Genomic DNA, 12560 nt, shown 5'->3' with positions numbered 1-12560 from the left:
AAAGTAATATTATAATGATCAAAAAAATAATAAAATTTAAAGAATTTGATCCTTTTAAAGAAAATATACAGGGATCATATTTAATAGAAGCATCTGCAGGAACAGGTAAAACATTTACAATTATTATAATATATTTAAGATTACTTTTAGGTTTGTATCAACAAAATAATTCTTCTTTACCATTAAATATAGAACAAATTTTAGTAGTTACTTTTACAGATCTTGCTACACAAAGTTTATGTCAAAGAATTAAAAAAAGTATTAAAATATTACGTATTGCATGCATAAAAGGAAAAAGTAAATATAGTACAATAAATAATTTAATTAAAGAAATTAAAAATTTAAAAGAAGCTAATGAATTATTACTCAGAGCTGAATTAAATTTCAATAATGCTTCCATTTGTACAATACATTCTTTTTGTCAAAAAATATTAAATTTTAAAAATTATGAAATTTATGATTTCAATCCTCAAGAAAAAATAATTAGCAATGAATATCATTTACAATATAAAATTATTATAAATTTTTGGAGAAAATATTTTTATAATTTACCTAAAAATATAATAAAAATAATTTTTTTATATTGGAAATCTCCTACTTATTTTTTAAATAAATTATTGCCTTTTTTATCCAAATATCCTTCTCCTTTATTAAAAAATAATATTCAAAATATTAATTTGTCTAAACAATTTAATAATAATATTAATTATATTAATAATATAAAAAAAAATTGGATTAAATATAAAGAAAACATTATTAATGTAATTAGTAATTCTACAATAAATAAATATATTTATAATAAAAGATCAATTAATAATTGGATAAATATTATAGATAAATGGAGTATAGAAAAAACTGAAGATAATTTTTATCCAGAACAATTATTTAGATTTTCTCAAAAAGAACTAACAAGCAAAACTATTAATAAAAAAAAAATTCCAAAATTTATTTTATTTAATAAAATAGATTTATTTTTAGATAAAATTATTAATATCAAAGCATTAATAATATTAAAAGCTATTAAATATATAAATAAACATTTAAGAATAGAAAAACAAAAAAATAAAGAAATTAGTTTTGATGATTTATTAATTTTATTACATAAGATATTAAAAAGTTCATCAGGTTCTAAAATTGCAAAAGATATAAGAACTATATTTCCTGTAATTTTAATTGATGAGTTTCAAGATACTAATATACAACAATATGATATTTTTAAAAAAATATATATAAATCATTCTAATAACATTATTATATTAATTGGTGACCCTAAACAAGCTATTTATTCTTTTAGAGGAGCCGATATTTTTACATATATAAAAGCTTCTTTTGAAATTAAAAATTGTTATACATTAAAAAATAATTGGCGTTCATCTAAAACTATGGTAAGTAGTGTAAATCAATTATTTTCAAATAGATCTTATCCATTTATATTTGAAAATATAAATTTTTATCCTATTTTATATACATCACAAAAAGCTAATTATAATTTCATTATTAATAATAAAATAAAATCTGGAATAACTTTTTGGTTCTTGGATAAAGAAGAAACAAATATAAATTCATATAAACAAAAAATGGCATATACATGCGCACAGAATATATGTCAACTACTACATTTAGGTATAAGAAAAAAATCTATTTTACAAAAAAATAATAGTATTAATAGTGTTAATATTACAGATATAACTATTTTAGTACGTAATCGTTATGAAGCTATTCTTTTACAAAAAGAATTTATAAAATTTAATTTACCTTCTATTTATTTATCTAATCCAAATAATATTTTTGAAATGATTGAAGCTAAAGAATTAGTTTTATTATTAAAAGCTATTTTACAACCAGATAAAGAACAAAAAATAATTAATATATTAGGAAGTAAGCTATTTTCTATTAATTTATCTAATTTTGATCACGATAAAAAAGCAATTTTTATGAAACAAGTAAATAGAGAATTTAGTAAATATCAATTAATATGGAAAAAAAACGGGATTTTAAAAATGTTGGAAGAAATTTTTTTAAAAAATTCTATTTTTTTTCAAAAACAAAAAATGAATTCTTTTAATAAAGAAAAAATTAAAAATATTTTATATATAGGTGAAATAATACAAACATTATGTATCCATATTACAGATAAACATAAAATAATAGAATGGTTATTAAAACAAATAACATATCCCAATGTGAATATTACTCCAAATTTAAAAATTAAATTTGATAATAGTATAAATAAAATCAAAATTATGACAATACATAAATCCAAGGGATTACAATTTCCAATTGTTTGGTTACCATTTATATCTTGTAATTTTGTAGATTTAATTAATTTAGATGGTATTATTTATCACGATAGAAAAAATTTAAAAACAATTATAGATTTCGATAAAAATAAAAAGAGTATTAAATATTCTTTTGAAGAATGTCTTTCAGAAAATTTAAGATTATTATATGTATCTTTAACAAGATCTATTTTTCATTGTAGTATTGGTATTAGTAATATTAAAATTCATAATATAAAAAAATATATTTTATATTATCCATATTATAATGCTCTAGATTTTTTAATAAGGAAAAAATATGGTATATCTACTTTAGATTTTAAAAAAATTTTAAATAATTTTAAAAGTACAGATATCTCAATTAAAATAATAAAATTACAAAAATTAATAAAATTAAATATACAATTAGAAAAAGAGACAAAAAATGAATATGTTTCTCAAATAAAATCTAATTTTATTAAATATAATAATTCTGTTATTACAAGTTTTTCTCAAATAAAAAAACAACAACATAATAATTTTAGCTATAATGATATTTATAAATTTCTTTTTGTTTATGATAAAAATATAAAAAAAACACAATATAATTTTCCTATTGGAAAGAATATTGGTATTATGATTCATAATATTTTAGAAAAATTAGATTTTACTAAGCCAATATTAAAATCTTTTATTAAAAAAGAATTAATAAAAAATAATATTTCTTCTCATTGGCATATTGTAGTAACAAATTGGTTTAATAATATTTTAACTCATTCATTAGGGACTGAAAAAATTATTTTAAATAAAATAAATATTGAAAATAGAAAAACAGAATTTGAATTTTATTTATCTATAAAAAAAATATTATCTATTACAAAATTGAACAAAATTATATTTAAATATGATAATATTTCACATAATTTACCTAAATTAACTTTTGAAAAAATTAAAGGATTTTTAACTGGAGTAATAGATTTAATTTTCTGTTGGAAAAATAAATATTTTATTATAGACTATAAATCTAATTGGCTAGGATTTAATAATAAGAGTTATAAAAAAAAATATATAGAACAAAATATATGCCAAAATCGCTATGATATACAATATCAATTTTATGTATTAGCTCTTCATAAATATTTAAAATTTCGTATTAAAGATTATAATTATGAAACGCATTTTGGTAAAATTCTTTATTTATATATTAGAGGGATTGATAAAATTAAAAATAATCAAAATGGTATTTGGGAAACACGACCTTCTATTAAATTAATTAGTAAATTAGATAAATTATTATCTTAATTTTTTTTTAAATATTAATAATTATAAAAATATGTATTATTTTTTAAGAAAACTCTATAAAATAAAAATTATTCGTTTAATAGATTTACAATTTGCTTATATTTTAACTTCTAAAAAACATCATGTTTTAATGTTAGTAATTGCATTGCTTAGTAATGCAATTGGTAGGGGAAATATTTGCTTACCTATATCTAAATTAAATATAAAAAAAATTTTTAAAAAACATAAAGAATATTTAAATTTCAAAATTATAAAAAAAATAGATAATATTAAAAATTGGAAAAAAGAGTTACTCACCTATGAAATAGTTAGTATTGGTAATAAAGTTACTCCTATTGTTATAGATAATAATTGTTTATATTTATATAGAATGTGGAGAGAGGAAAATATAATTGTAAATTATCTTATAAAAAACACTATAAAAATCAATAAATTTAATGATATAAAAAACATAATAAACTTTCTTTTTAAAAAAGATGATTTTTTACAAAAAACAGCCATTTTTGTAGCTTTAACACATAAATTTAGTATTATTTCAGGTTCTCCAGGAACAGGTAAAACTAGCATAATATCAAAATTGATTTTATCTTTTATAAAATTTTTTACAATTCCTTTAAAAATTAAAATAGCTGCTACGACAGGAAAAGCTTCTAATCGATTAACAGAATCAATAAATAATTTTTTTAAAAAAAAACCTATGAATTTAATAAATAAAGAAGAAAAAAAAAATATTCCTAAAAAAGCAACCACTATACATCATTTATTAAAAATTCAAATGTTTACTAAAGACAGTATTTTTAATAAAAATAATCCTTTAGATGTTGATATTTTAATAATTGACGAAGCATCTATGATTGATTTAGGTTTAATGACTATAATTTTAGAAGCATTACCATTAAAAAGTACTTTGATATTATTAGGTGATGATTATCAATTAACTTCAGTAGAAAGTGGGTGTATTTTTAAAGATTTATGTTATTTTAAAAAATTTTTTTTTACATCAGAATATTATTCTTTGTTAAATATTATTAGTCAATATCAAATAAAAAGGAAGAATAATGTACAAAAGTTTTTTTTTCGTAATTCCATAACTATATTAAAAAATAATTATAGATACAAAGTTAAGTCTGGGATTAATAAATTAGCTAATGCTATAAAAAATGAAAATATAAAAAAAATAGAAGAACTTCTATTTTCTCAAAAATATAACGATATTAAATACCTCAATATACTTAATATAAAACAATATGAATTAATGATTCAATCATTTATTATAGAATATAAAAAATATTTTATATATTTAAATAAAAATTTAAATAATAAAAAAAAAATTTTATATAAATTTAGTCATTTTCAAATTATGTGTGCTGTTAAAAATGGATTATTTGGAACAAAGAAAATTAATAGTATAATAGAGAGGGAACTTATAAATAAAAATATCATACAAAATAAACTATTAAAAAATAATTGGTATATAGGACGTCCTATTATTATTACTAAAAATAATGATTTTTTAAATTTATTTAATGGAGACATTGGAATATCATATTGGGATGAGTATGAAAAAAAAATTAAAGTTAATTTTTTATTAGCAAATGATACATGTCAAACAGTCTCCATTGAAAATTTACCGACATACAATATTGCATATGCAATTACTGTACATAAAGCTCAAGGATCAGAATTTAAAAATACTGCACTAATATTACCTAATAAATTTTCTTTTGTATTAACAAAAGAATTAATATATACAGCTGTAACAAGGTCAAAATCTAAAATATCAATATATAGTAACATATCAATTTTTCAAAAAACTATACAATCAAAAATCAAAAGATACTCTAACATTAAAAAAAAAATTATGAATTATAAAAAATATAATTATTAACAAGTTTATTAAATTCATAAAAAATTAAACTAATTTTTCTTTAATACGAGCTGCTTTTCCTTTTAATTTACGTAAAAAGTATAATTTTGCTTTTTTTACGTAACCAATCTTTTTAATAATAATTGAATGAATTATTTTAGAATATAATGGAAATACACGTTCTATTCCTACTCCATTAGATACTTTTCTAACAGTAAAAGAAGAATTCAAATTTTTTTTACATATGGAGATTACAATACCCTGAAAAGATTGAAGTCTCTTTTTTGACCCTTCAACAATCCATAATTTTACTTCTATTGTATCTCCTGATCTAAATACAGGTATATTAATACTGTTTTTTATTTGTTCTTTTTCTATATTGTAAATAATGTTATTCATTATTTTAATACCTCAAGATATTAATTTTTTTTAAAATAAGATGTTTTAAATTCATTAAATAAAAATTTTTCTTCTTTAGTTAATTTTTTCTTTTTTAATAAATCAGGTCTTTTTAGCCATGTTGCTCCTAATGATTGTTTTAATCTCCATTGTTGTATTTTTTTATGATCACCAGACAATAAAATTTTTGGAACTTGTCCTTTAAAATTATTTAATACACGAGGTTTAGTATAATTAGGACAATCTAATAGACCATTATTAAAAAAAGAATCAGTACTATTAGATAGTATATTATTTAATACTCCTGGTATAAGTCTTACTATTATATCTATTAATACCATCGCTGGTAGTTCTCCCCCACTAAGAATATAATCTCCTATAGAAATTTCTTCGTCTACAAAATTAGTAATAATACGTTCATCTATCCCTTTATATCTACCACAAATTAATATTATATTTTTACATAATAAAGAATTTATACAGGCAGTATCTATTTTCCGACCTTGAGGAGATAAATAAATTAATTTAATATTATTTCTTATTTTTAATTTAGCTTGTTCTATAGATCTTATTAAGGGTTCTGCTTTTAATATAACTCCACCTCCACCGCCATATATAGTAGAATCTACTTTATATTTTTTATTATTTGTATAATTTCTAGGATTCCAAAAATCTATACTTAATAATTTTTTTTTTATACTTTTTTGTATAATGCCATATTTAATAAAAGGTTGAAAGATTTCTGGAAATAAACTAATAACACCAATTAACATCATAATTTTTTATCTGAAATTTTAATGAAATTTACAATTCCCAACTAACTTTAATAACTTTATTAATTAAATCTATATTTTTAATAACTTGTTTAAAAATAAAAGGAATTAAAATTTTTTTATTTATTATTTTTTTATTTAAATTTTGATATTTTACTACAATAACATCATTAGCTCCAGTTTCTATTATTTGTATAATATAACCTAAATAAACTTTATTAATATTTATTACTTTACATCCAATAATTTCATACCAATAATATTCTTTAGGTTTTTTATATAAAATTAGTTCAGCTTCCAAAATATAAATCTTACAATTTACAAATTCAGTAATTTTATTACGATTATTAATATTATTAATTTTTACAATATAATTATTTTTTTTTATAATATAATTACTGAATTTGATTAAAAACGAATTTTTTTGATTTTTCAAAATAAATAAATTTTTATAATTAAAAATATCTCCTTTTCTTTTAGTAAAAGAAAATAATTTTATCCATCCATGTATCCCATGAACTCGACCGAATTTACCTAAAATTATTTTTTTTTTAGTAATATGCATAAATATTTTACAAAATTATTTTAATAGAAAATTAACCCTTTTAGATATAAGAGCTCCTTTTGCTAACCAAAAATTTACTCTTTCTTTATTAATTTTAATTTTTGTTTTTTCTTTAAAAATAGGATCAAAATACCCTAAACGTTCGATAAAACGCCCATCTCTAGAATTTCTACTGTCTGTCACAACTATATGATAAAAAGGTTTTTTTTTTATTCCTTTTCTTGCTAAACGAATTTTAACCATTGTATATTTACCTTTGTTTTATAATTGTTAAAAAATTTTTTTAGGGAAAAATTTTTGCATATTTTTAATGATTTTATTCATATTATTCTTTTTAGTTATCTTTTTAGTAATTAACTTCATTTGGTTATATTGTTTAAATATAGCATGTATTTTTTGTATACTAATACCTGAACCTAAGGATATTCTTTTTTTTCTTGAAAAATTAATAATTTCAACATTTATTTTTTCTAATTTAGTCATAGAATTCATCATAACTTCTATATTATTTATCATTTTTTGGTCTACGTTAATGGTATTTAATATTGGATATGCTAAATTTTGTATATCACCTATTTTCATTTTATTTAATAAAGTTGTAATATTATTACTGCCTATTTGATAAATTTGTTTCAATTGATCTAAAAAATCTTGTAAACTTAATTGACTTTTATTTTGTAATTTTTTAATTAATTTTTGATTTTTTTCATAGTTGATTTTATCTTTAATATTTTTAATAATAGATAATTCTGAAGACATTCCTAATATTTTGGTAGCAATATTTTCAGGAGAAAAAATTGTCATGTCACTTATTTTTTCCCCAGTTCCAATAAATTTAATAGGTTTTTGTGTAATATATTTTACAGATAAAGCTACCCCTCCTCTAGCATCACTATCTGTTTTAGTTAAAAAAACTCCGGTAATAGGTAATATTTTATTAAATGCTTTTGCACTATTAATAGAATCTTGTCCTGTCATAGCATCAATTACAAATAAAGTTTCTATAGGATTTAATATGGCATGAATATCTTTTATTTCTTCCATCATACGATGATTTATATGTAATCTACCTGCTGTGTCAACGATTAATATATCATAAAAATTAACTTTAACATAATTTAATACTTGTTTGGATATTTCTATTGGATTAGATTTGATATCTATATTAAAATAATCTATTTGTGTATTTTTAGCTAAAATTTTTAATTGTTCTATAGCTGCGGGTCTATAAATATCTGTCGATACAACAATAATTTTTTTTTTATATTTTTTTTTTAAAAAATATGCTAATTTTACAACACTTGTTGTTTTTCCAGCTCCTTGTAACCCTACTAATAATATAGTTGCAGGGGGTTGAACAGAAATATTAATTTTATTATTTGGAGAACTAATTATTTTAATCAAATTTTTTTTGACTAATTGTATTAATTCTTGTCCAGGAGTAAAACTATGATTAATATTTTTACCAATAGCTTCTTGTTTTATTGTAAAAATAAAATTTTTAATAACATCTAAAGCTACATCAGCTTCTAATAAACTTATATAAATTTCATGTAAAGTATCTTTTATATTTTTTTCTGTTAAACGTCCATAGTTACTAATTTTAGAAAGTACTTTAAATAGTTTATTACTTAAGTTTTTAAACATTTTATCTTTTCTCTTCAAAATATTCTTTAAATTAAAGAATAATTAATTATTATATAATTATTAAAAATTTTTAATAAAGATATATTATTATACAAAATCTATTATTTCAAAATAATATGATAAATATTTTTTAATATATTTTTAGAAATATATATAAGATTAACATGATTAATAATTATAAATTAGAAGCGGTTATAAATAAAAAGTTAAATATAAAAACAAATTTGAAAGATTATGCGCCTAATGGATTACAAATAGAAGGAAAAAATCAAATAAAAAATATTATAACAGGAGTTAGTGCATCCCAAAAATTATTAAATAAAGCTATATTGTTAAAAACAGATGCTGTTATAGTACATCATGGTTATTTCTGGAAAAATGAATCACCTATTATAACAGGTATTAAAAAAAAAAGAATATGTCAAATTTTATTGAATAATATTAACTTGTATAGTTGGCATTTTCCATTAGATATAAGTTATCAATTAGGAAATAATATTTATTTAGCAAAATTACTAAATATTAATGTAGCCGGTAAAATTAATTCTTTTGTTTTTTATGGTTATTTAAAAAATAGAGTTAATATAAAATATTTTATTTTTGATATTACTAAAAAATTAAATCGTACTCCATTACATTTTGGTGAAAATGCTCCTAAAGAAATTTATAAAATAGCATGGTGTACAGGAGCAGGACAAAAATTTCTTGAAGAAGTAGCAAATTTTGGTGCAGATGTTTTTATTACAGGAGAAGTTTCTGAAAATAATCTGTATATTGCTAGGGAACATGGAATTCATTTCATTAGTGCAGGACATTATGCTACAGAAAAAGGAGGAGTAATTATGTTAGGACAATGGCTAAAAAATAAATTTAATTTAAAAGTTAATTTTATTAATATAAATAATCCAGTTTAAAATATATTTTTTAAATAAAATATATATATATATAATTATTTAATAGTAAAATATTTATAATTTTTAAATGATTTTTCATAAAATCGATTAAATAATATAAAAACTAATTGTTATTTTTTTTATTTTAAATTATGTGTTTTTAAATAAATAATTTTAATTAATAATGTATATATTTTAAAGGAATTATTTTGGATAAAAAATTAAATTTAATAGCATTAACATCATTAGTAATTAGTTCTATGTTAGGAGCAGGAGTATTCAGTTTACCCCAAAACATGGCAGTAATTGCAGGACCTATTGCTTTAATAATTGGATGGAGTATTACAGGAATAGGTATTATTTTTCTAGCAATGACACTATTATTACTAAATGAATTAAAACCAGATCTTGAAGGGGGTATTTTTGAATATGCTAGAGAAGGATTCGGAGAATTAATAGGTTTTTGTTCTGCATGGGGATATTGGTTATGTGCAATTATTGCTAATGTTTCTTATTTAGTTATTGTTTTTTCTGCTATTAGTTTTTTTTTTGATACTCATAACCATATAATTTTTGGTAATGGTAATACATGGGCTTCTGTATTAGGAGAATCTCTTTTATTATGGTTAATACATTTTTTATTATTAAAAGGAACTAAAACAGCCTCTAATGTCAGTATAATAGCAACATTATGTAAATTAATACCTTTAAGTATATTTATATTTTTATCTTTTATTGTTTTTAATTTTAAAAAATTTAATATCGATATTACCGGAACAGCTTTAAATATTCCGATTTGGAAACAAGTAAAAAATACAATGTTAATTACCTTATGGGTTTTTATTGGTATAGAAGGTGCTGTTATTTTATCATCTAGAGCAAAAAATAAAAAAGATGTAGGTAAAGCAACATTATTAGCCGTTATAATAGCTTTATGTGTTTATTCATCTGTCACATTATTATCTTTAGGTATTATTAGTAGAGCTGATTTGTCAATTATGAGAAATCCTTCTATGGCTGGTTTAATGACGGTTTTAATTGGGGAATGGGGAGATATATTTATTGCATTAGGTTTAATTATATCTGTATGTAGTGCTTATTTAAGTTGGACAATTATGGCTGCAGAAGTACCATGGATTGCTGCTAAAAATAAAATGTTTCCTCAAATATTAATAAAACAAAATAATAATAAAGCTCCTTCATATGCTTTATTACTCACTAATATTAGTATGCAAATATGCTTAATATTAATTTGGTTAACTAAATTAGATTATAATCGTTTATTAACTATTGCTTCTGAAATGATATTAGTACCTTATTTTTTAGTAGGAGCATATTTATTTAAGATATCTTTAAAAGAAAGATATAATAAATGGAATTTATTTGTAGGATTTGGTTCTTGTTTATATGGAATATGGTTATTATTTGCTTCTGGTTTTTTAAATTTATTATTGTCGTTAGTTTTATATGCTCCAGGATTAATATTATTAATATTAACAAAAATTAATAATCCTAATATTTTATCCTTAAATAAAAAAGAAAAAATATTTTGTTTTATTTTGCTAATAGCATCGTTTTATTCTTTATATTATATATTAAAATAATTATTATTATTTTAATAGTTCTTAACTTATAACTTATATATAAAAAATATTTAATGACTGTTATTTACAACATTATTTATAACAGTCATTAAAAAATATTATAATTTAATTTTACTAAGTTTTTTAATATCTACTGTAGAATCAATTTGACCTACTAAATAAGAACTTACTTCTACTTCTTGAGGAGCCATTTGTACATTATCTGATATAAGCCAAGAATTAATCCAAGGAATAGGATTTTTATTAGTTTGAAATGGACTTTTTAATCCAACTTTTTTCATTCTAATATTAGTAATATATTCAATATATTGACACAAGATATTCTTATTTAATCCTAATATAGATCCATTACTGAATAAATATTCAGCCCATTGTTTTTCTTGAATAGATGCGTTAATAAATAACTGATAACATTGATTTTGACATTCAATAGCAATTTTTGCCATTTCTTTATCTTCTATACCTTTTTGCATAATATTAAGTATATATTGAGTACCCATTAAATGTAGGTATTCATCACGAGCTATAAATCTAATAATTTTTGCATTACCTTCCATTAATTCTCTTTCAGCAAATGCAAAAGAGCATGCAAAACTTACATAAAATCTGATAGCTTCTAAAATATTTACATTCATTAAACATAGATATAGTTTTTTTTTTAAATTATATAGATTAATAATAATTTTTTTATTATTAATAAAATGAATTCCTTCACCTAACAAATGCCAATAATTTGTCATTTCAATTAATTCATCATAATATTTAATAATATCTTTTGTTCTTAAAATAATATTCTGATTGGTAACAATATCATCAAAAATGAGTGATGGTTCATTTACAATATTTCTAATTATATGAGTATAAGATCTAGAATGTATTGTTTCAAAGAAAGACCATGTTTCTACCCATGTTTCTAATTCCGGTATAGAAATAAGTGGTAATAATGCTATATTTGGACTTCGTCCTTGAATAGAATCTAATAAAGTTTGATATTTTAAATTACTAATAAATATATGTTTTTCATGTTTAGGTAAATTTTGGTAATGTATACAATCATATGATATATCTATTTCTTCCGGTCTCCAAAAAAAACTTAATTGTTTTTCAATTAAATTTTCAAAAATATAATGTTTTTGCTGATCATAACGAGCTATATTTACAGATTGTCCAAAAAACATAGGTTCTTTTAATTGGTTATTTTTTTTATGAGAAAAAGTAGTGTAATTCATTGTATTATCCGTATTAAAAATAA

The 12560-nt window shown here is 19.8% G+C and carries 10 protein-coding genes; 4 read left to right on the top strand and 6 right to left on the bottom strand.

Features of this window, described 5'->3' with window-relative positions; all coding sequences use genetic code 11:
- Positions 1–14: 14 nt before the first annotated feature.
- Together recB and recD are read left to right on the top strand one after the other, a co-directional pair.
- Positions 15–3560 (top strand): exodeoxyribonuclease V subunit beta, encoded by a 3546-nt coding sequence (gene recB, locus GJT88_RS02115; protein WP_168895281.1) that lies wholly within the window; start codon positions 15–17, stop codon positions 3558–3560.
- A gap of 31 nt (positions 3561–3591) precedes the next feature.
- Positions 3592–5448 (top strand): exodeoxyribonuclease V subunit alpha, encoded by a 1857-nt coding sequence (gene recD / locus GJT88_RS02110; RefSeq protein WP_168895280.1) that lies wholly within the window; start codon positions 3592–3594, stop codon positions 5446–5448.
- 24 nt (positions 5449–5472) lie between these two features.
- Here the strand turns inward: recD and rplS are convergent, their stop codons facing one another.
- From rplS to GJT88_RS02085, 5 genes are read right to left on the bottom strand one after another with little or no spacing between them, the layout of a single operon-like run.
- Positions 5473–5826: a 50S ribosomal protein L19 gene (rplS, locus tag GJT88_RS02105; RefSeq protein ID WP_168895279.1), complete on the bottom strand. Its 354-nt coding sequence runs from the start codon at positions 5824–5826 to the stop codon at positions 5473–5475.
- Between the two features lie 20 nt (positions 5827–5846).
- On the bottom strand, positions 5847–6599 hold the full coding sequence (gene trmD, locus GJT88_RS02100) for a tRNA (guanosine(37)-N1)-methyltransferase TrmD (RefSeq protein WP_168895346.1): 753 nt from the start codon (positions 6597–6599) through the stop codon (positions 5847–5849).
- A gap of 31 nt (positions 6600–6630) precedes the next feature.
- The gene (gene rimM / locus GJT88_RS02095; RefSeq protein WP_168895278.1) at positions 6631–7164 is read right to left on the bottom strand and encodes a ribosome maturation factor RimM; all 534 of its coding nucleotides are present in this window, start codon (positions 7162–7164) and stop codon (positions 6631–6633) included.
- 15 nt (positions 7165–7179) lie between these two features.
- The gene (gene rpsP, locus GJT88_RS02090) at positions 7180–7407 is read right to left on the bottom strand and encodes a 30S ribosomal protein S16 (RefSeq protein WP_168895277.1); all 228 of its coding nucleotides are present in this window, start codon (positions 7405–7407) and stop codon (positions 7180–7182) included.
- A gap of 27 nt (positions 7408–7434) precedes the next feature.
- Positions 7435–8811: a signal recognition particle protein gene (locus GJT88_RS02085; protein ID WP_168895276.1), complete on the bottom strand. Its 1377-nt coding sequence runs from the start codon at positions 8809–8811 to the stop codon at positions 7435–7437.
- A gap of 167 nt (positions 8812–8978) precedes the next feature.
- On the opposite strand from GJT88_RS02085, the gene GJT88_RS02080 reads away from it, so the two are divergent.
- Positions 8979–9725: a Nif3-like dinuclear metal center hexameric protein gene (locus GJT88_RS02080; protein ID WP_168895345.1), complete on the top strand. Its 747-nt coding sequence runs from the start codon at positions 8979–8981 to the stop codon at positions 9723–9725.
- A gap of 188 nt (positions 9726–9913) precedes the next feature.
- Positions 9914–11308 (top strand): basic amino acid/polyamine antiporter, encoded by a 1395-nt coding sequence (locus GJT88_RS02075; RefSeq protein ID WP_168895275.1) that lies wholly within the window; start codon positions 9914–9916, stop codon positions 11306–11308.
- A 98-nt stretch (positions 11309–11406) separates the two neighbouring features.
- Here GJT88_RS02075 and nrdB read toward each other — a convergent pair whose 3' ends face one another.
- Positions 11407–12537 carry a class Ia ribonucleoside-diphosphate reductase subunit beta gene (gene nrdB / locus GJT88_RS02070; RefSeq protein ID WP_168895274.1) on the bottom strand — a complete coding sequence of 377 codons (1131 nt, stop codon included), beginning with the start codon at positions 12535–12537 and terminating at the stop codon, positions 11407–11409.
- Positions 12538–12560: the final 23 nt, after the last annotated feature.

Source organism: Enterobacteriaceae endosymbiont of Donacia tomentosa, assembly GCF_012571135.1.
In the GTDB taxonomy this organism is placed as follows: Bacteria; Pseudomonadota; Gammaproteobacteria; order Enterobacterales; family Enterobacteriaceae.
The sequence above is the reverse complement of the archived record's forward strand: the minus strand, read 5'-3'. Positions and strand labels throughout refer to the sequence as shown.

Coding starts and splice junctions, on each gene's coding strand:
- recB (WP_168895281.1), top strand. CDS start 15: ATGATCAAAAAAATAATAAAATTTAAAGAATTTGATCCTTTTAAAGAA.
- recD (WP_168895280.1), top strand. CDS start 3,592: ATGTATTATTTTTTAAGAAAACTCTATAAAATAAAAATTATTCGTTTA.
- rplS (WP_168895279.1), bottom strand. CDS start 5,826: ATGAATAACATTATTTACAATATAGAAAAAGAACAAATAAAAAACAGT.
- trmD (WP_168895346.1), bottom strand. CDS start 6,599: ATGTTAATTGGTGTTATTAGTTTATTTCCAGAAATCTTTCAACCTTTT.
- rimM (WP_168895278.1), bottom strand. CDS start 7,164: ATGCATATTACTAAAAAAAAAATAATTTTAGGTAAATTCGGTCGAGTT.
- rpsP (WP_168895277.1), bottom strand. CDS start 7,407: ATGGTTAAAATTCGTTTAGCAAGAAAAGGAATAAAAAAAAAACCTTTT.
- GJT88_RS02085 (WP_168895276.1), bottom strand. CDS start 8,811: ATGTTTAAAAACTTAAGTAATAAACTATTTAAAGTACTTTCTAAAATT.
- nrdB (WP_168895274.1), bottom strand. CDS start 12,537: ATGAATTACACTACTTTTTCTCATAAAAAAAATAACCAATTAAAAGAA.